At 36.3% G+C, this 19,907-nt stretch carries 21 protein-coding genes; 13 read left to right on the top strand and 8 right to left on the bottom strand.

All coding sequences use genetic code 11. The features are described 5' to 3' along the window. Nucleotides 1–5 precede the first annotated feature (5 nt). Complete coding sequence (locus tag BAQ46_RS16690; RefSeq protein ID WP_001057035.1) at nucleotides 6–323, top strand: YfhH family protein; 318 nt, start codon at nucleotides 6–8, stop codon at nucleotides 321–323. 64 nt (nucleotides 324–387) lie between these two features. Here the strand turns inward: BAQ46_RS16690 and BAQ46_RS16695 are convergent, their stop codons facing one another. Beyond that, on the bottom strand, nucleotides 388–540 hold the full coding sequence (locus BAQ46_RS16695) for a YpzG family protein (protein WP_000122093.1): 153 nt from the start codon (nucleotides 538–540) through the stop codon (nucleotides 388–390). A 38-nt stretch (nucleotides 541–578) separates the two neighbouring features. After that, the gene (locus BAQ46_RS16700) at nucleotides 579–737 is read right to left on the bottom strand and encodes a small, acid-soluble spore protein K (RefSeq protein ID WP_000517891.1); all 159 of its coding nucleotides are present in this window, start codon (nucleotides 735–737) and stop codon (nucleotides 579–581) included. Between the two features lie 121 nt (nucleotides 738–858). On the opposite strand from BAQ46_RS16700, the gene BAQ46_RS16705 reads away from it, so the two are divergent. Further along, complete coding sequence (locus BAQ46_RS16705) at nucleotides 859–1,125, top strand: YfhJ family protein (protein WP_000998157.1); 267 nt, start codon at nucleotides 859–861, stop codon at nucleotides 1,123–1,125. 24 nt (nucleotides 1,126–1,149) lie between these two features. Here BAQ46_RS16705 and BAQ46_RS16710 read toward each other — a convergent pair whose 3' ends face one another. After that, nucleotides 1,150–2,130: a metal-dependent hydrolase gene (locus BAQ46_RS16710; RefSeq protein WP_000379131.1), complete on the bottom strand. Its 981-nt coding sequence runs from the start codon at nucleotides 2,128–2,130 to the stop codon at nucleotides 1,150–1,152. Between the two features lie 149 nt (nucleotides 2,131–2,279). On the opposite strand from BAQ46_RS16710, the gene mutY reads away from it, so the two are divergent. Continuing rightward, nucleotides 2,280–3,377, top strand: a complete 1,098-nt coding sequence (gene mutY / locus BAQ46_RS16715; protein ID WP_000171405.1) for an A/G-specific adenine glycosylase — start codon at nucleotides 2,280–2,282, stop codon at nucleotides 3,375–3,377. 187 nt (nucleotides 3,378–3,564) lie between these two features. Here the strand turns inward: mutY and BAQ46_RS16720 are convergent, their stop codons facing one another. Further along, nucleotides 3,565–3,789, bottom strand: coding sequence for a hypothetical protein (locus BAQ46_RS16720; RefSeq protein WP_000289263.1), 225 nt, complete (start codon nucleotides 3,787–3,789; stop codon nucleotides 3,565–3,567). Nucleotides 3,790–3,914: 125 nt separating this feature from the next. Here BAQ46_RS16720 and BAQ46_RS16725 point away from each other — a divergent pair, with 125 nt between their 5' ends. The 4 genes from BAQ46_RS16725 (at nucleotide 3,915) to BAQ46_RS16740 (ending at nucleotide 7,242) form a co-directional block, all read left to right on the top strand. Then, on the top strand, nucleotides 3,915–4,196 hold the full coding sequence (locus BAQ46_RS16725; RefSeq protein ID WP_000039045.1) for a gamma-type small acid-soluble spore protein: 282 nt from the start codon (nucleotides 3,915–3,917) through the stop codon (nucleotides 4,194–4,196). A 188-nt stretch (nucleotides 4,197–4,384) separates the two neighbouring features. Further along, the gene (locus BAQ46_RS16730) at nucleotides 4,385–4,645 is read left to right on the top strand and encodes a YgaB family protein (RefSeq protein WP_000997582.1); all 261 of its coding nucleotides are present in this window, start codon (nucleotides 4,385–4,387) and stop codon (nucleotides 4,643–4,645) included. Between the two features lie 251 nt (nucleotides 4,646–4,896). Further along, nucleotides 4,897–5,427, top strand: a complete 531-nt coding sequence (ntdP, locus tag BAQ46_RS16735) for a nucleoside tri-diphosphate phosphatase (RefSeq protein ID WP_000506628.1) — start codon at nucleotides 4,897–4,899, stop codon at nucleotides 5,425–5,427. 54 nt (nucleotides 5,428–5,481) lie between these two features. Then, nucleotides 5,482–7,242: an ABC transporter ATP-binding protein gene (locus tag BAQ46_RS16740; protein WP_016716390.1), complete on the top strand. Its 1,761-nt coding sequence runs from the start codon at nucleotides 5,482–5,484 to the stop codon at nucleotides 7,240–7,242. A gap of 13 nt (nucleotides 7,243–7,255) precedes the next feature. Here BAQ46_RS16740 and BAQ46_RS16745 read toward each other — a convergent pair whose 3' ends face one another. The 3 genes from BAQ46_RS16745 to hemL all read right to left on the bottom strand — a co-directional run bounded on the left by BAQ46_RS16745 (nucleotide 7,256) and on the right by hemL (nucleotide 14,545). Then, on the bottom strand, nucleotides 7,256–8,344 hold the full coding sequence (locus BAQ46_RS16745; protein WP_000765784.1) for an aromatic acid exporter family protein: 1,089 nt from the start codon (nucleotides 8,342–8,344) through the stop codon (nucleotides 7,256–7,258). A 260-nt stretch (nucleotides 8,345–8,604) separates the two neighbouring features. Further along, nucleotides 8,605–13,041, bottom strand: coding sequence for a glutamate synthase-related protein (locus tag BAQ46_RS16750; RefSeq protein ID WP_016716391.1), 4,437 nt, complete (start codon nucleotides 13,039–13,041; stop codon nucleotides 8,605–8,607). Between the two features lie 199 nt (nucleotides 13,042–13,240). Then, a complete protein-coding gene (hemL, locus tag BAQ46_RS16755) occupies nucleotides 13,241–14,545 on the bottom strand; it encodes a glutamate-1-semialdehyde-2,1-aminomutase (protein WP_074542681.1) in 1,305 nt (434 codons plus the stop codon). 121 nt (nucleotides 14,546–14,666) lie between these two features. Here hemL and BAQ46_RS16760 point away from each other — a divergent pair, with 121 nt between their 5' ends. The 6 genes from BAQ46_RS16760 to perR all read left to right on the top strand — a co-directional run bounded on the left by BAQ46_RS16760 (nucleotide 14,667) and on the right by perR (nucleotide 18,959). Then, nucleotides 14,667–15,680, top strand: coding sequence for an ABC transporter ATP-binding protein (locus tag BAQ46_RS16760; RefSeq protein WP_000843642.1), 1,014 nt, complete (start codon nucleotides 14,667–14,669; stop codon nucleotides 15,678–15,680). Then, nucleotides 15,673–16,464, top strand: a complete 792-nt coding sequence (locus tag BAQ46_RS16765; protein WP_000521517.1) for an ABC transporter permease — start codon at nucleotides 15,673–15,675, stop codon at nucleotides 16,462–16,464. The genes BAQ46_RS16760 and BAQ46_RS16765 overlap by 8 nt, the downstream gene beginning before the upstream one ends. Before the next feature lie 4 nt (nucleotides 16,465–16,468). Then, nucleotides 16,469–17,254: an ABC transporter permease gene (locus BAQ46_RS16770; protein ID WP_000639354.1), complete on the top strand. Its 786-nt coding sequence runs from the start codon at nucleotides 16,469–16,471 to the stop codon at nucleotides 17,252–17,254. Nucleotides 17,255–17,326: 72 nt separating this feature from the next. Then, nucleotides 17,327–17,731, top strand: a complete 405-nt coding sequence (locus tag BAQ46_RS16775; protein ID WP_000964357.1) for a potassium channel family protein — start codon at nucleotides 17,327–17,329, stop codon at nucleotides 17,729–17,731. Between the two features lie 44 nt (nucleotides 17,732–17,775). Beyond that, on the top strand, nucleotides 17,776–18,231 hold the full coding sequence (gene bcp, locus BAQ46_RS16780; RefSeq protein WP_000237200.1) for a thioredoxin-dependent thiol peroxidase: 456 nt from the start codon (nucleotides 17,776–17,778) through the stop codon (nucleotides 18,229–18,231). Between the two features lie 299 nt (nucleotides 18,232–18,530). Continuing rightward, nucleotides 18,531–18,959: a peroxide-responsive transcriptional repressor PerR gene (perR, locus tag BAQ46_RS16785; RefSeq protein ID WP_000237831.1), complete on the top strand. Its 429-nt coding sequence runs from the start codon at nucleotides 18,531–18,533 to the stop codon at nucleotides 18,957–18,959. Nucleotides 18,960–19,168: 209 nt separating this feature from the next. On the opposite strand, the gene BAQ46_RS16790 is transcribed toward perR, so the two are convergent. Continuing rightward, on the bottom strand, nucleotides 19,169–19,525 hold the full coding sequence (locus BAQ46_RS16790; protein WP_000025063.1) for a YgzB family protein: 357 nt from the start codon (nucleotides 19,523–19,525) through the stop codon (nucleotides 19,169–19,171). Nucleotides 19,526–19,907 lie beyond the last annotated feature (382 nt).

The following is a 19,907-nucleotide window of genomic DNA, read 5'->3' on the forward strand; positions in this document are numbered from 1 at the left end:
ATAAAATGAATATGCCAAAACGCTACAGTGAAATGACACCATATGAGCTAAGGGAAGAAATTGGGGTTTTGAAAGAGCAAGCGATAAAAGCTGAGCAACTTGGAATTGTAAATGAGTTCGATGTATTAATGCGAAAGATAGCAATGGCTCGCGCTTATATGACTGACATAAACAAATTCCATATCGGTGAGACATATGAATTAGTAGAAGAACCTGGTATATTATTTGAAATTACGTATTTCAATGGGGTATTTGCTTGGGGACATAAGCAAAATGATAATGAAGAGATTGGAATACCGATTTCTTTATTGCAAGAAAAATAAAAACCAGAGAGCGAATATCTCTCTGGTTTTCATCTTTGGTAGGCGTTACAGGAGATAGGAGATTCTAAAATTGGCGTTTTTTACATTCATTCGCCAATATAATGAGAGACTGGGTTTGTTGCGTCTGTCCGTTAACTTGCGCTTTTGCATGTTTCGGACGAGTCCACGTATGGTTAAATAATTCAGAACGACTATCTAAGCGATCACGGTAGCTCATCTTTATCACCTCGTGTAGGAAGTTAAGTTACTTTGTTACTACTCTTCCTGCTGATTTGCAGCACGCATACGTTCTTGTGGGTGCGTGTTAATTGTGCCGTTAGGTCGTTTCGAAGCGAAGCGTGATTTCGCTTTCGGTTGACCGTCGATTTTGCTGTTGTTTTTTGACTCAGACCAAAATTCGGCTTGTTTACCCATTGCGAACGCCCTCCTCATCATCAGTTGATACCTCTTGAAGAAGTATCAATTATAGAATGTGCAAAATAGAAGAAACTATCCTTTAGAAATGAAGGGATAATTAGGTAAAGGAGACTAGAACATGAATGATATTTATGAAGCATTAACGAAAGAACTATTAGACAAAAATGACAAGCTTTCTTACGCACAAGCGCGTGCTTGGGTTGAATTACTGTGGGAAGATTTTCAAACGACTTATGCGAAATCAGGTCGTTATCAAGGAGAAGAAATGACTGAACAAGTTGTGCGATCATGGATTAATAATCATGGAGGACGCCTTCATGAAATGCGTACAAATAATCCGAAATATAGCCATTTAATCAATCAAGAAGATCATTTGAAACATTAAAAAAAGCGACTGAAGTCGCTTTTTTTAATGTGGAAGTAACTCCAGTTTTTTTCGAAGTTTTTCTTCACTAAAAATCCATCCTGTATAGGAACTAATAATATTTAAATTATGATCGAGTTGAACGATCGCAACGAATGGATAATAGTCTTTACTACGATATCGCAAATCAATGAATCGAACTTCATAATAATGATCATAATCGAAAATGTCCCAGCGATATACAGGGGAGAAAGATAAAAATGCTGAGATGTTTTCATCTTGTTTAGCTGCGCGCATAATAGCATTATCTGGGAACGGTACCCGATCGAACTTATCATAGATCATAATGTTACCACGATGCCATCTAGCAACGTAGTAATAATCGGTTGTAACGACTGCTAAATGATAATGATAAAATCGATAAGAAGGAGAAATGATTATCTTCTCAACATTTTTGAAACGTTTTTGTACAACACTTCTTATATTTCTATGCATCATAATCCGTCCGATGTAGTAAACAATCATTAATATATACGCTGCTAAGGCAGTATATCCTTTATGGGAACCTACGAGCATACAAGCAATTGCGAGTATATGGATAAAGAAAATGACGGTATCAAATGTATTAATGATGCCGAGCGCTACCCATTTTTTTGTGAAGGGCCGTAATGCTTGTGTACCGTAGGCATTAAAAATATCTACAAAGACATGAAGAAAGACGGCAATAAAGGACCAAAGTAGTAGATGCAAATATGGAGCGTCTGAAAAGAAGGCGAAAGAGATGCCACTTATAAGGAAAGACCAAAGAATCACTGCAGGAATGGAATGAGTAATCCCACGATGATTTCTTATATATTTAGCGTTATTACGCAATTTTAAAACTGTATCGATGTCAGGAATATTGGAGCCGGCAATTGTAGCAAGCATAACTGCTTGTGGCCCAATATCACTTTGTGCTATGGCTGGATCTAACGTGGCCAAACTGCCTAGAGTAACGCCCATAACAAGGTGAGTGGCTGTGTCCATAGAAATCCACCTCCGTTTTTTATTAATGTAACTCTTTTTATTCGATACCTCAAGTCCTTTGCCTTCTATTTCCTATGTCATCTTACTTAAATTTTTTCCTAAAATCTTTATAATAGTACTTATATGCAAAAAAATGAGGGGGACCAAGTTTGACACTTGAAATATTAAATAATTTTAACATAGAGCAGTTTCAAAATGATTTAATTGGTTGGTTTGAAAAAGAGCAACGCGACTTACCGTGGCGTAAAAATAAAGATCCATACCGTGTTTGGGTTTCGGAAATTATGTTGCAGCAAACTAGGGTAGAAGCTGTAAAACCATATTACGCAAATTTCATGGGGAAGTTTCCTACTCTAGAAGCTTTGGCAAATGCTGATGATGAAGAAGTGTTAAAAGCATGGGAAGGTTTAGGCTATTATTCTAGAGCGCGAAATTTACATGCAGCCGTAAAAGAAGTAAAAGAAGTATATGGCGGGATTGTGCCAAGTGATGTAAAGAAGATTGAGAAATTAAAGGGAGTCGGTCCCTATACAAAAGGTGCTATTTTAAGTATCGCATATGGTATACCAGAGCCGGCAGTTGACGGAAATGTTATGCGTGTATTATCTCGCATTTTATCAGTATGGGATGACATTGCAAAACCAAAAACGAGAAAAGTGTTTGAAGAGATTGTGCGTGAAATTATTTCGGCTGAAAATCCATCTTATTTTAATCAAGGTTTGATGGAATTAGGAGCATTGATTTGTATTCCTAAAAATCCAGCATGCTTACTTTGTCCTGTACGTGAGCATTGCAGGGGATATGCTGAAGGTGTTCAAAAGGAATTACCAGTAAAAAGTAAAGCGAAAGCCCCTACGATGGTACCGATCGTTGCAGGAGTACTTCAAACTGAAGATGGTCGTTACGTCATTAATAAACGTCCAAGTACCGGTTTATTAGCTAACATGTGGGAGTTTCCGAATATTGAACTTGGCGAAGGGATTCGAAGTCAGAAAGAACAGCTTACAGATTATATGAAAGAAAAATTTGAGCTCTCGATTTCTATTGATGAATACGCAATGAATGTACAACATACATTTACACATCGCACATGGGATATATTCGTATTTTACGGAAAAGTAACTGGTGATATCGTTGAAACAGATACATTGAAATTTGTATCGAAAGAAGCATTTGAGCAGTTACCTTTCTCTAAATCACATCGTACGATTTATGAGAATTGTGTTGAGAAAATTACAATGCAATAAAGTGAAACTTTAATCAGTGGGGGTTTTCTTCATCCCCCACTGATTATCAGCCCTCACCAATCGGACTTTTATGGGCAGCCCGACCCCCACCTCACTTCTTTGCTTTCGCTACATTTTGAGGTGGGGGTCTTACTGCCCATTAAAGCGGGATAAACAAAAAAAGTGTTCCCAGGTTGGGAACACTTTTTTAATCGTAAGAAATTTTTGTCCCATGAGTCCAACTAGCATCACCTTCTTGTAAGCCGCCTCTTGATTCAATTTCTATTACAATTTCTTTGTAGATACTTTGACCTTCTGCATTTAAATACGGCAAAATCTGTTGTAATGAATGATGAAAATAAGCCAATTCATCTTCTTTCCACTCACTTTTTGAAACCATCGTTAGTTCAGTCATATCGCGTCCTACATACATATTCCCACCTCCATTTTCTATAGTTTGAATGAGTAACAAGAGATATATGCGGAATTTTTTCAAAAGAAAATTACGGATAGCTTCTAGTTGAATTGGTTACATTATTGATTGTGGAGGTGAGAAAGATGAGTAAAAAACAACAAGGTTATAACAAGGCAACTTCTGGTGCTAGCATTCAAAGTACAAATGCTAGTTATGGTACAGAGTTTTCAACTGAAACAGATGTGCAAGCAGTAAAACAAGCAAACGCACAATCAGAAGCGAAGAAAGCACAAGCTTCTGGTGCACAAAGTGCAAACGCTAGTTATGGTACTGAATTTGCAACTGAAACAGACGTGCATGCTGTGAAAAAACAAAATGCACAATCAGCTGCAAAACAATCACAATCTTCTAGTTCAAATCAGTAATGAAAGAAAAACACTTCTCTAATTCGAGAGAAGTGTTTTCTTTGTGCTTTGGTCATGGGAATGAAAATAAAATGAACGACATAACTTCTAATAAGTCAACAAATGTAGTCAAAGGAGAAGGAAGTTAAAGATTAGAAATATGTAATGAGGAATAATAAATGATAAATAAGTCCAAAAGGGGGTAAGTAATGAACGATTTTGATAAGTTGGTAGGAGAGCAATTGGAAACGATGGATGAGTTGTTGAAGTTACAAGCTCACCTAGAGAAGTATCAGCAAATTGAAATGAGCGAAAAGGATACGTGCGATAAAAAGGAATTACATTTTATCCGCCAAGAAATATATAGAACAGAATTAGCGCTCAAGCTATTACATGAGAAATTTGAAGAGCAAACAAATAGTGTGATTCAATCTTTTGAAACTGAAAAAATGATTTCAAATTTAGGATAAGATATATTGTTGCCTTTAGGTGAAAGGTCCTTCTGTACATGGAAATGAGGAAGGACTTTTTTTATTCTCATTTCTTCCTTTATAAAATGTTAAGCGAAGATCCTTGTTTCTTAATAGGATTAAGGATATCGTATTCAGTGTAAAATATAGAGTCTTATCGCTTTAGTTTTAAAATTTCGACAAAAAAGTTATAATAGAAAAAAAGTGAATGCAGTTCAAAGGGCATTTGCAGTTGAAGGAAGGGAGCATATATGGGATTTCCCAAAGAAGGAGAAAAAGTACAAATACATAGTTATAAACATAATGGCTCCATTCATAGAATGTGGGAAGAGACAACGATTTTAAAAGGGACACAAAGTCTTGTGATCGGAGCAAATGATCGTACAGTAGTGACAGAATCAGATGGCCGAACATGGATTACTCGTGAACCAGCAATTTGTTATTTTCATGCAAACTACTGGTTTAATGTGATTGGAATGTTAAGGGAAGAGGGCGTATATTATTATTGTAATTTAAGCTCACCTTTTGCATATGATTCTGAAGCGTTAAAGTATATTGATTATGATTTAGATATTAAAGTGTATCCAGATATGACATATACACTTTTAGATGAAGATGAATATGAAAAACATAGTCAAATTATGCAATATCCACCTGTAATTGATACGATTTTAAAACGAAATGTAGCACAACTAACACAATGGATTCATCAAAGAAAAGGGCCATTCGCACCAGACTTTGTAGATATGTGGTATGAGAGATATTTAATGTACAGAAATTAAAACAAACCTGCAGGGGATTTCCCCGCAGGTTTGTCCTATTAGAGGGGGGATTATGTGCAAGGTATAAAAAGATATTTGCAATTTGTTAAACCATATCGATGGCTTATTGCTATTACGATTATGATTGGTCTAGTTAAATTCGGCATCCCGCTCATTATGCCGTGGTTATTAAAGTATATTATTGATGATGTCATTCAGGGCGGAGGGTCACTTCAAGATAAGACGTCCCAACTAGTAACAGCGATTGGGATTGCCTTTTTTATTTTTGCAGTGTTAAGACCACCGATTGAATATTATCGTCAATATTTTGCGCAGCGTATCGCAAATACAATACTATATGATTTGCGAAAACATATTTTTGGTCATTTACAAAAGTTGAGTTTACGTTATTATTCGAATACAAAAACAGGGGAGATTATTTCGCGTGTCATTCATGATGTAGAACAAACGAAGGATTTTGTAATTACTGGTTTGATGAATGTTTGGTTAGACACGGCAACAATTGCTATCGCTATCATTGTTATGTTTTCTATGAATATAAAATTGACATTTGTTGCGCTATTAATTTTACCTATTTATGTAGTGGCAGTGAAATATTTTTTCGGGCGTCTTCGAAAATTGACGAAAGAGCGTTCACAAGCGTTAGCAACGATGCAAGGGTATTTACATGAACGTATTCAAGGGATGCAAGTGACACGTAGCTTTGCATTAGAAGAGTATGAAGGGAAGCAATTTGAAAAAAGAAATAATGAATTTTTGACGAAAGCGTTAACACATACGAGTTGGACGGCGAGAACATTTTCGGCAGTAAATACGTTAACAGATTTAGGGCCGTTACTCGTGATTGGTTTTGCGGCGTATGAAGTGATTCAGGGGCAGTTAACCTTAGGAACTATGGTTGCCTTTGTTGGATATATGGATAGTTTGTATAGTCCACTTCGCCGCCTTGTCAATTCCTCTACGACATTAACACAGTCTTTCGCATCGATGGATCGGGTGTTTGAACTGTTAGACGAAAAATACGATATTGTGAATGTACAAGGTGCGGTACAAACGAAAAAATTAAATGGTGAAGTGATATTTGATAATATATCTTTTCGTTACAACTCGGATGAAAAAGAGGTATTACATAACCTTTCGTTAACTATATTGCCAGGAGAGAAGGTAGCACTTGTAGGAGCGAGTGGGGGAGGGAAGTCATCTCTTGCTAGTTTAATCCCGCGTTTCTATGATGTCTCTTCAGGCACAGTTTATGTAGATGGGATAGATGTTAGAAAGTATGATATGAGAAATTTACGTAGTCATATTGGAATTGTACTGCAAGATAATTTGTTATTTAGCGATACAATCGGGGCAAATATTTTATATGGGAATCCGAAAGCTACAGAGGAAGAAGTAATTGCAGCTGCCAAAGCTGCGCAAATTCATGATTTTATTATTGAGTTACCTGATGGTTATGATACTGTCGTCGGGGAACGCGGTGTGAAGTTATCTGGTGGGCAAAGGCAACGTGTAGCGATTGCACGCGTGTTTTTAAAGAATCCATCGTTACTTATATTAGATGAAGCGACTTCCGCTTTGGATCTAGAAAATGAACGATATATTCAAGAGGCGCTTCAAACGTTAGCTGCTGATCGAACGACGATCATAATTGCACATCGATTGGCGACGATTACGCATGTGGATACGATTATTTACATTGAAGATGGTGAAATTAAAGAAACAGGATCTCATGAAGAATTAATGAAAAAAAGAGGATATTACCACAATTTATATCAACTTCAACATATAACAGAAACAGCTCCTTTAGCGTAAAAGGAGCTGTTTTTTATTCGTCTTCTTTTTTATCATCGATTTTGAGTTCTGCTTCTGGTTTATGGTATGTGTAGAAGCTATCCACAAGTAAATCTAAATGCTCTACTTCTTCACTATAGTTAATAATAGCAGAAATAAGAGGGAAGAGATGTAGCCATGTTTTATATGCCTCTTCATCATCCTTGTTTTGATATTCCATAAAGATATCAATTAATTCCTGTTTACCTGTTTCAACTTCATCAAGCATTTCAACGGATTGTTGTTTTTTTGCTTTACCAATAAATTTTAATAAAACTTGTTCATGATAATGTGTTAATGAATCAAGTTCGTTCTGAATAGATTCCTGGAATTCTTCTGGCATATAGCGCAGTTCGTTTTCAGTACGATGTAATGATTTTAACGTACTTAAAGCACGACTTGTCGTCGCTAACATTTGTCTGAATAAAACAAGCTTACGAATTTTTGCGAACTTTACTTTTTTCGTATAGCTTCTTTCTTCTTTATACAGCAAATAGTAATGGTTTAGTTTGATCATTTTTTCTTTCATACGATCAATATCAGTTTTTAATGTTGTAAAATCAGAAGCTTGCCTGCTATTCATTCGAATCCATTTTACAATTTCTTCGGTATTATCAACGATGCGATGATATAACTTTGTTTCGTATTTTGGCGGCATAAACACTAAATTTACAAGTGAAGCCGCAATAATTCCAACCATAATCGTCGCAAATCGAAGTAAGGCAAAACTAAAGAAATCTTCACCTTGATACTCCATAATAGCGATAACTGTTACTAAAGCAATTGATATTGTGTTTTCTAATCGTAATTGCAATGTAAGAGCAATTACTAATATACATGTTAATCCAATAATAAAAGGATTATGTCCAAAAGCAGTAGCGAATGCGATAGCGAATACCGCACCAATGACGTTTGCTTGAATTTGTTCAAGTGCAGTTAAATACGAACGGTATACAGACGGTTGAACAGCGAAGATAGCTGAGATTCCCGCAAATACTGGACTCGGTAAGTTAAGTAAAATACAAGCAAATAAAGCTAATGTGATGGCAATACCCGTTTTTAAAATGCGAGCACCAAGTTTCATACCCTTAATAAGATCCTTTCTCTTGTCATAATGAATGTACAACATGATACTATACATTCATTACAATATGTTAGCAAGTGATATTTTAGTGACGTTAATAAGAAATTAAGATTCATTTTATACTTTTTCCTAATTCTTTTTAAACATCAATTTTTAGTAAAAAAACCTGCTGAATTTCAGCAGGTTTCAAATTGTTACTATAGATTACTATGAGAAGTGTACTTCGTCAATTTTTTTCTTGAAGATGAAAATTAGGCATATCACTCTGTTGAGATAGATGGATCAGCCTGCTCTTTTTTCGGGATGATTTCAAAAAACTGTTGCTGCATATCATCGAATAACGGTGTCAATAAAGCAACTTCCTCGTATTGCTCATGTTCATTTAATACACGGATATAATCTAGTAATAACTCGGTCACATCTTGCACACCATTTTTACTAAGTGGTTGTAATGTAACATTTGCTCCTTTTGCGATTCTTCTTTTTAAGGCCTGTTCTGTTAAACCTAAGCTTGAATCATGGCGTAAATAAACAACACCGCCAGTCATACCAGCACAAATCCATGGACCAGGATCTCCTAAAACAAGCGCACGCCCATTTGTCATATATTCAAAAGCGAAACCTTTAATATTAGAGTATGCTCCTATATTCCCTTGTTCTTTTTCGCGGAGTGGCTTTATCATGCGTCCGCCAATTATCATGTCTGCTCCAGAGAGGCGAATGCCAGCGCGAGCATCAGCGTTACCTTGAACGTATAGCGCCCCTTTTTGTGCACCGTATCCAAAACCTTTTCCGACAGAACCGTTATAATATAGACCGTCTTTTCCTTTTGCTTTTGTTATATAAATACCACCACCAAAGGAGGTTTTACCAATACCATCTTGTGCGCCGCCGTTTACGTGTATAAATAAGTTCTCACTATTGTAAGCACCTAATCCATTTCCAGGAATCGAGCCATTCGTATACTTTAATGTAAGTGGTTCAAGCTTCGTGTCTTCATATAATTTACTACGAACGCGATAACAAGATTCTAGACCACCCATAACGCGTTGCTCTACGCCAACGCCTACTAATTCTTTTGAATGAGGAGAATGAATTGTTTCAAATTGTTTTTCTAGTACGTGTTCTGTTTTTGTACCAGATGGATGTTCTATCGTTTGTAGTAAATTACATAAGTTTAATAAATTTTTGCCTCGAACTTGTTCTAATAAATCGGAACGCCCGACAATTTCTTGTAAATTTGTATAGCCGAGATTTCCTGTTAATCGTTTTAGTTCTTCGCCAAAAGTAGTGAATAAATGTAATAATCCAGCCACGGCGCTTTCTAATTCACGCGGGACGAAGCGGCGTAATCCGTGTTCTTTCGCTTGAGCTTCAGATTCAATCTGTGTTGCGATTCCAACGTGGCAAGTATCTAGATGACATCCGCGGCAAGTTGTACAGCCAATTGCAATCATGGATAATGTACCAAATCCAATGCGGTTTGCTCCAAGGAGCATAATTTTCAAGGCATCATTCACACTTCGAATACCACCATCAGCCCAAATTTCTACTTTATGTCTCATATTTGCTTCTAATAAAGCATTGTGAGCGGCTTTCACACCAATTTCTACAGGAAGCCCTACATGTTGCAATGCGTGAATACGTGCGGCACCTGTACCACCATCAAATCCGCTAATGTTAATAAAATCAGCACCAGCTTTAGCGATACCGACAGCAATTGTTCCAATGTTAGGGACGACAGGAACTTTTACAGCTACTTTTGCAAGCTGATTAGCCGTTTTAATTTCTGTAATCATTTGAGCCAAATCTTCAATGGAATAAATATCATGGTTGTTAGAAGGTGAAATTAAATCAGAGCCAATTGTAGCATTACGCGCTTCAGCGATTTTGGCTGTTACTTTTGAACCTGGCAAATGTCCACCTTCACCAGGCTTGGCACCTTGCCCAATTTTTATTTCAATTAAGTTTGATGAATTGAGTAGTTCGGCGTTTACGCCAAATCGTCCGGACGCGATTTGTTGTCCACGTGTATGTGGATATTTTCCAATCATATCTTTAATTTCGCCGCCTTCACCGTTCAAACTAATCATATTTAGCTGATCAGCTGCTTCTGCATATGCACGAAAGGCAATTTCATTTTGAGAACCGAATGACATGGAACTAATAATAAATGGTAAATCATGATTTTGAATACTGATGGACACTTCTTCAGCCGGAACGACATGTTTTGTTTCTTTCGTTTGAACAAGATGTCTAATTGCGATTGGGTTATTTTCTTCTAATTCACTTAATTTTTCACGGTAATCATCATAAGAGTTTCCCTTTGCAACATCGCCGATTGCTTTCCAAATTCGCGGGAATATATGAAAAGATTTTCGCATTCTAACTTTAGGATTGTTATAATCGTTCGCTCGCATTTGTGCATCTTCAGCAAGTGATTCAAGAGAAAAAGCTAAATCATTTGAACCTAAGAAATTTGTAATTTGCAATATATTTGCGATTTCTTCATGTAACCCGATAGAAGAATAGAGGCGACCGTAACCACGCAATTCATGAATTCCAATTGTTGAAATGACTTTTTCCAGTCCTTTATTAAGTGCATGATATAAATTCGTAATTGGTGTTTTTGTCCCATCATTTACGGTTGCAAATAGTAAATATGGATTGATACTATCTGCTCCTAATCCATACAGTGTGACGATATCGTGTAAGGAGCGAAGGGCACCAGAACGTATAACGAGAGAGCAGTTTCGGCGTAATTTATTTTCGCTTAATACATGATGTACTTTCGCGGTAACTAAATGCGGATCAATCCATAATCGTCCATTTAGGTGAGCGTCAGCATCGTCTATTAATAATAGGGAAGCTCCATCGTTCACGGCTGTTATCGCTTCAGAACTAATTCGACTTAAGGCACATTGTAAAGTTTCTGCCTGACTGAATGTAGCAGAGATTGTAGCGATAGAGCTATGAGTATTGAATAGTTGTATAAGTTGCTCGTACGTAATTGTGTGTAATTCTTCTACAATAGATTGTGCTACACTTCCTTCTAAAATGATTGGGGAAAGCATCTCAACTACAAATGGCTGTTTAGCATCAGCCAATAAACTTGGACGTTTGCCAAGTATCGTTCGGGTGGAGAAGTGTTCAACTTCTCGATCGCGATCGATTGCTGGATTTGTAACAACAGCTACACTTTCCTTAATGAAGTCAGCGATATTTCGTCTATCAGTATCAAGTGCAGCGAGTGGTGAGTCATGCCCAAGTGAGCGAATTGGTTCAACACCTTTTGTTGCCATCTGTTCAAGAAGCTGAATATGTTCACGATCCCATCCGAAAGCAACGTATTGTTTTGTGTCAACTTGCATAGAATCACATAATCCTTGGATTTCTTTCGTTTCAGGGGTAGATAAGTTTAAATGATAATCTTTAGTATCCACTCGTTCTTTAAAACGGTCATATACTTGAGCTTGGTATTTGTCATATTCATAAAGAACAAGCTCATCTTGTTCATTCCACTTTAGTCCGACTTTTTCCCCTGGAGCGAGTGGTTTTGGTTCTGCTACATATTCAGTTGGGGATACAACTCCAGGTTCAGAAGAGAAAATATAAGAGCTTTCTGTCTCTACTTTCCATACTGGTCGTAGCCCGAGGGAATCCACGCTGAAAACAGCTTCATCTTTATAACGTGAAATAATGCCAGCTGGACCTTGTGCAAAATGGCCCCATGCTTCACGTATATACGTATATAAATCTTGTAAATGTGGTTCATAAAGTTTAATTTCATTAATAATTGGCGGGAATAGTATATCCATTGCTTCAAATAAACTGTAGTTGTATTGAACAAGTAGAGTTTCTAAGGTGCGGTTTAAATCTTGGGAGTCACTGCCCCCAGCAGTAAGTGGAACGTGAATCATTTCAGCTTGATCGCGTAATTTTGCAATTGTGTTAATTTCACCATTATGTCCGAGGATACTAAATGGTTGTACACGAAAGAAGTTAGATAATGTATTAGTAGAATAGCGATTATGTCCTAGTGTCATAGTTGAAGCAATAAGTGGGTGTTGTAAATCATTGTAATAGGCAACAAGTGTATCCCCAGCACCGAGAACTTTATATACAACGTGATCACGACTTAAGGAAGCAACATGAATCGCTTCATTTTCTTCTATTTTTATCGTTACTGTAAATAATGTTTGCTCAATATTTGTAACTTCATTTTCTGCGATAAGAGCAACTTGCCAAAATAAAGGTTCTTCTTGTTTACCAAGTGGACCGAGTGCATCGGAGTTGATTACATCATCACTTTCGAAAAGAATTGCAAAGTTTTCGTTATTTAGTTGTGTACGAATATGATTTTTTAAATTAACTATATTTTCGTTTTTGTTTAGAAAAAAATGTCCAACGATAAAGTGGGGATGATCCACGATCGTTGGATTATATCCGCTACTTTTTAATTTTTCATTCCAAAGTGATTTTGGTACATCAATGTGAATACCGATTCCATCGCCTTCGCCATTAATGAAACCAGCTCTATGATTCATTTTGACGAGCGATTGTATGCAAAGGTCAATATTTTCTTTTGTAGGAATTTTTCGTTTCTCCATAACGGAAACGATTCCACACGCATCGTGTTCCGCATTTTTGTAATCTCGAAATAAAGACGGTGTCCATGTGTTTGTTTTATTGAGCATCCGTCAATCCCCCCTCTTATGAAAGTTTGAATAATCTTACTATTTGAGGCGTGAGCAGCCTTGTATACAAAAGATAGTAAGGATATAAAATAAAATTAAACAGATAATTATGAATAATTATACTATTAATGAGGGATTTATGAAATAGAAAAAAGGAAAAAAGAAAGGTGTGCTTTCTTTTTTCCTTTTAATGGCGGGATTATTTATTGTTTGCTAAAGCAGCAAATGCTCTACCTACAGCTTCAATTGTATATTCAATATCTTCTTTTGTATGTTCTGTCGTTAAGAACCATGCCTCGTATTTAGAAGGTGCTAAGTTAATTCCTTCTTGCAGCATAAGCTTGAAGAATTTACCGAACATTTCTCCGTCTGTATCTTGTGCTGCATCGTAATCTTCAATTGTATTTGTTGTGAAGTATACAGTTAAAGCGCCTTTTAGGCGGTTTAATGTAATATCGATATTATGTCTTTCAGCCTGCTCTAAAATTCCTTTTTCAAGCATTGCACCAAGTTCATCTAATTTTTCATAAAGCCCTTCTTGTTGAAGAACTTCTAGACAAGCAATACCAGATGCCATAGAAGCAGGATTTCCTGCCATTGTACCAGCTTGATATGCAGGTCCAAGAGGGGCAACTTGTTCCATAATTTCTTTCTTACCACCGTAAGCACCGATTGGAAGTCCGCCGCCAATAACTTTACCAAGCGCTGTTAAGTCTGGTGTTACGCCAAGTAAGTCTTGAGCACCACCGTACATGAAGCGGAAAGCAGTAATAACTTCATCATAAATTACTAGTGCACCAGCTTCGTGAACAAGTTCATTCACTTTCTCAAGGAAGCCAGGTTTTGGCTCTACAATACCGAAGTTTCCAACGATTGGTTCTACAAGAATAGCTGCTACTTCATGTCCCCATTTATCTAATGCTTCTTTTAAAGTTTCTACATTATTAAATGGAACGGTAATAACTTCTTGAGCGATACTTTGTGGTACACCCGCTGAGTCAGGAGTTCCTAGTGTAGAAGGGCCAGATCCAGCTGCTACAAGTACTAAATCAGAATGACCGTGGTAACAACCAGCGAATTTCATAATTTTTGTGCGGCCTGTGTAAGCGCGAGCGACACGAATTGTTGTCATTACAGCTTCAGTACCAGAGTTTACGAAGCGAACTTTATCTAATGCAGGCATTGCTTCTTTTAACATTTTTGCAAATTTTACTTCTAGCGCTGTTGGAGTTCCGTAAAGTACACCATTTTCAGCAGCTGTTGTAATTGCTTTCGTAATGTGCGGGTGAGCATGTCCAGTAATAATAGGACCGTATGCTGCTAAATAATCGATATATTTATTTCCGTCTACATCCCAGAAATAAGCACCTTTTCCACGTTCCATAGCAACAGGAGCGCCGCCACCAACTGCTTTAAAAGAACGAGAAGGACTATTAACACCGCCAACGATATGTTCTAAAGCTTCTTTATGTAATGCTTCTGATTTTGTGAATTTCACTACCATTCATCTCCTTACAAAAATCTATGTATTATTCTAACATGTTTTTCGAAAAGACGTATTGTTTGTGATAGAGAAGGCAGTTGGGTAAACTATTCGTTGTGACATTTAGGAAGGGGGTCCGGTTATGAAATCGGTAATTGAGGTACAAGGGTTACGTAAAGAATTTACAGCCTATTCAAGTCGTCCAGGTTTAAAGGGTGCATTTCGCGATTTATTAAATCGTAATTATAAAATAGTACCAGCAGTAAATGATGTATCTTTTACTGTGAAACAAGGTGAAATGGTTGGATATATCGGTGAGAACGGTGCCGGTAAATCAACGACAATTAAAATGCTTACGGGAATTTTGACTCCGACATCAGGAGACATTTTAGTAAATGGGATGAACCCACATAAGCAGAGGGAAGAATTTGTAAGAACAATTGGTGTTGTTTTCGGTCAACGCTCGCAGCTTTGGTGGGATATTGCCGTGCAAGAATCGTTTCGTTTATTAAAAAAAGTGTACGGTGTCTCAGACGCTCAGTATAAGGAACATATGGAGCACGTAATCGAAACGTTAGATATTGGTCCTTTGTTAGACAAGCCAGTTCGAAAGTTATCTTTAGGTCAAAGAATGCGTTGTGAATTAGCGGCGGCATTAATTCATAATCCACCGTTATTATTTTTAGATGAACCAACAATTGGGCTAGATGTACTTGTGAAATTGAAAATACGTGAATTTTTAAAAGAAATGAATGAACGTTATAAAACAACAATTTTATTAACAACCCATGATATTACTGATATTGAAGCATTATGTGAGCGCGTTATCATGCTGGATGAAGGAAATATTATGTATGACGGTTCTTTACATAATCTTCGTACGCAGTGGGGAGCAGAGAAGGAAATACATTTTCAGTTTGTCGCACCAGTTTCCTATCAGGCTTTATCAATGGTTATGCCAGATAGTCATGTCGTTTGGTCGAAAGCGAAAGAGGAAAACGCGTGGATTGCCAAAATACCGAATGAAGAAGTTATTATTTCAATGCTTATTTCTAAAGTGGTACAAGCCTTTCAAATTAAAGATTTAAAAATTAACGAAGTGTCTACAGAGGAAATTATTCGTAACATTTATGAAGAAGGTATTAAACATGGGTAAGTACATTGAAATGATTCGAATTCGCTTTTTAATGATGCTTGCGTATCGCACAAATTATTATAGCGGGATTTTAATTTATACGATTAATATCGGTGCGTATTATTTTTTATGGCAAGCAATTTATAGCGGAAAAGAGAATATTGAAAGTTTATCTATTTCGCAAATGACTACGTATATCGCAATTGCGTGGATGGCACGTGCTTTTTATTTTAATAATATAGACAGGGAAATTGCGATGGAGATTCAAGAAGGACGTGTAGCGGTAGAACTGATACGTCCATATAACTATTTAGGGATGAAAGTGATGCAAGGTCTTGGTGAAGGAATATTTCGCTTTGCCTTCTTTTCCATTCCGGGTATGGTCATCGTTACCTTATTATTTTCATTGCAAATTACAACGAACTTTCAAACGTGGTTATATTTCTTCTTATCTTTAATATTTAGTTTTATTATTAATACACAAATTAATTTAATGACGGGAATGCTCACATTCTTCTTATTTAATAATAGTGGAATTATGTATGCAAAACGTGTTGTTATTGATTTGTTTTCAGGTCTATTATTACCAATTAGTTTTTATCCGTTATGGGCCCAAAAGGCAATGATGTTTTTACCGTTTCAGGCTATTAGTTATATTCCGAGTATGATTTTCTCAGAAGGTATACAAGGAAGTAAATTGTATGAGGCATTATTATTCCAAGTAATTTGGGCCATTGTACTTATTATTCCGATTGTACTCATGTGGAGAACGGCGAGAAAACGTCTAATTGTACAAGGGGGATGATGAGATGATATATATAAAACTATTTTTGCAATATGCAAGTCAATATATAAAAACAAAATTGGAGTATCGGGGCGATTTTATCGTTGGATTACTTTCTGATTTATCACTACAGGCTGTTAATTTAATCTTTATTCTTGTTGTGTTTGGACATACGCAAGCATTAAAAGGTTGGAGTAGAGAAGAAGTCATCTTTATTTATGGTTTCTTTTTAGTGCCGTTTGCCATTTTCTCAGCTTTCTTTAACATATGGGACTTTAATGATCGTTACATTATTAAAGGAGAAATGGATCGCATATTAACGAGACCGATTCATAGTTTATTTCAAATTATTTTAGAAAGAATGGAGCTTGAATCTTTAATTGGAGCAATTACGGGAATGATTGTAATGGGCTACGCAGCAGTGGAGTTGCAATTATCTTTTTACTGGTACGATATCTTCTTATTCTTGTTGATGGTAGGAGGGGGCGCACTTGTATACGGAGGAATATTTGTTACCCTTGCAAGTCTTGGTTTTTGGTCGGACGCGAAAAGTTCGATTATGCCGCTAATGTATAACATAGGGAATTATGGCCGCTATCCTGTTAATATTTATAACCGTGTGATTCGCTTCATTTTAACGTTTGTCTTACCATTTGCGTTTGTCGGAGTGTATCCAGCAGCGTACTTTTTAAGAAAAACAGAGTGGAATAGCTATGCATTTGCAACACCGCTCGTTGGTGTTATCTGTTTTACGATTGCAATTACTCTTTGGAATCAAGGGGTAAAAAGGTACCGTGGTGCAGGGAATTAATTATAAAAGCTTGTTTGTTTCTAAGGGATAAATCCAATGGCTGTCTCATACATATAAAATGAGGTGGAGGACATGTTATGGGGATTTATTCTATTAATTGTAGCAATTGCTATTTTGAGAAGTGTCCAATTGTTATGGAGTTCCTATTCAGATTCAACGCGTTTTTTTTCGCTGTATAATCTAGCCACATTATTTTTGATTTATACAACTGTACTAATTGCGTTTGGATTAAGTTATGTTGTATTAGAAGAAATGGGTTTTGCAGTTTTGAAAGAGGATGGAGAAAGCTTAAACGCTCACTCTTTTCAACTCGTTGAAATTTGTTTATATTTTAGCGCAGTTACTTTATTGTCTGTTGGATATGGTGATATATCTCCAATTGGAATTGGGCGGTGGATTGCAATTGGAGAAGCGCTAATTGGATATACATTACCGTTTGCTTTCGTGATGAGGTCTGTAATAGACAATGAAAAATAAGATGGCATTTGTTATAGTAAAAGAAAAGAATAGGAGTGATAACAATGGTTATAGTAGGGGAAATGGCTCCAGAATTTACATTAGAGGGAAGTAACGGGGAACAAGTTCGCTTAGCTGATTTTCGTGGGAAAAATGTAGTTCTATATTTTTATCCGAAAGATATGACTCCAGGGTGTACAACTGAAGCGTGTGATTTCCGTGATTCTTATGGATTATTTCAAGAGAAGGACACGGTTATTCTTGGAGTGAGTCCGGATTCGGCAAATAGACATTTGAAATTTATTGAGAAGCATGAACTTCCATTTACACTTTTAGTAGATGAGGATCATAAAGTAGCAGAATTATACGATGTTTGGAAATTGAAAAAGAACTTTGGGAAAGAGTACATGGGAATTGAGCGCTCTACATTCCTGATTAATAAAGCCGGTGAGCTTGTAAAAGAGTGGCGTAAAGTGAAAGTGAAGGGACATATTGAAGATGTTCTTTCTTATATAAAGTAAATCCATTGTGGAGATAAAATATATAGAAGTAAGGCGAGTGTCTATACATATTTTATTGTCTTACATAAAGTGAAGTGTAGGGCATACCTCCTCAGATGATAGTATTCCAAGTGCGATTATGTCGCACTTTTTTTCTATTGTAAATGCATAAAAAATAGGGAAAGATACATAAGAATAAGGCTATATACAAAAATAAACCACATACTTATAGTAGAAATATTGACGATTTATAAGAAAAGGAGTACACTCTTTATAAGAATTATAAAATAATAATCCGTATAGAATCGGGGTGCATGACGGTGGTCAAAGAAGAATTAAAAGAAGCGCTAGAAATGCTGAAAAATACGGGTGTACGCATTACTCCACAGCGTCATGCTATTTTAGAGTACCTTGTGGAATCAATGACGCACCCAACAGCGGATGATATTTATAAAGCATTAGAAGGTAAGTTTCCAAATATGAGTGTTGCAACTGTCTATAATAACTTACGTGTATTTAAAGAGGTTGGGCTTGTAAAGGAATTAACTTATGGAGACGCTTCAAGTAGATTTGATTATGTTACAAGTCAACATTATCATGTGATTTGTGAAAAATGTGGTAAAATTGTTGATTTTCCTTATGGAGGTTTGGAACAACTTGAAGAGGAAGCTGCAAAAACAACAGGCTTCGTTATTAATAGTCATCGCTTAGAAATTTATGGCGTTTGTCCAGAGTGTCATAAGGCGTAATATATAATAAAGAAAGAGGCTGACGGCTTTACGTCAACCTCTTTCTTTATTATATATGGGAATTACGTTAGGTTCAGAAGGAGTTAAAATGTTCAGTGGAGATCTAATTTAATTAAGAATAAATACAAAAGGTGATTTCTTAACCAAGAAATCACCTTTTAATGTTTAGCTCAGTAAGGATACATTTTCCTTACTGTACTCATATGTGCCTATGATTTATAGCTCTTCTTATTATATTTTTCATCAAATTCTTTTCCTTCTAGATTTCGATCCATTGTTAAAGGTTGGTTGCAATGCATACATGCGTCGACACGACCGAGCATTTTTGTAGGTTTATCGCAGCTTGGACAAATAATTTGTACAGTTTTAGTAGATAACATACCAATCCAAAAATAAACGACTGTACTAGCGATAACAGCTAAAAAGCCAACCATCATAAATGTTGTCATAATAATAATGTTCTCACGGAAAAAGACTCCTAAGTATGCAATGAAGAGGCCGATAAATACTAAACTTAATGCAAAGGTCCGGATTTTATTGATTTTGTTTGAATACTTAATGCTCATTCTCACCACGCTCCTATAACAATAATATAACATAAAATTTAGAATTTTCTATCGTACAGAAATATGGTAAAGTGATAAGATATGAAATGCAGAAGGAAGGGAGATTATAATGATTTTTGAAACATGTTTTTAAACTTTTAACGGGATGTGAAATTTTTTTATAAAAAGTATTGACCATGTATGTACTGCATGATATATTAATAACCGTCGCTGATGCGGAAACGCAGAAAACGATAAAAAAGAAATTAAAAAACTTAGTTGACATCGAAAAACGAAGATGTTAACATAAGGAAGTCGCAAATGAGCGACTAAGTAGTTCTTTGAAAACTGAACGAAACAAACAACGTGAAACGTCAATTTTTATTTTATGATGCTAGACAAA

Source organism: Bacillus paranthracis, assembly GCF_001883995.1.
Lineage (GTDB): Bacteria > Bacillota > Bacilli > Bacillales > Bacillaceae_G > Bacillus_A > Bacillus_A paranthracis.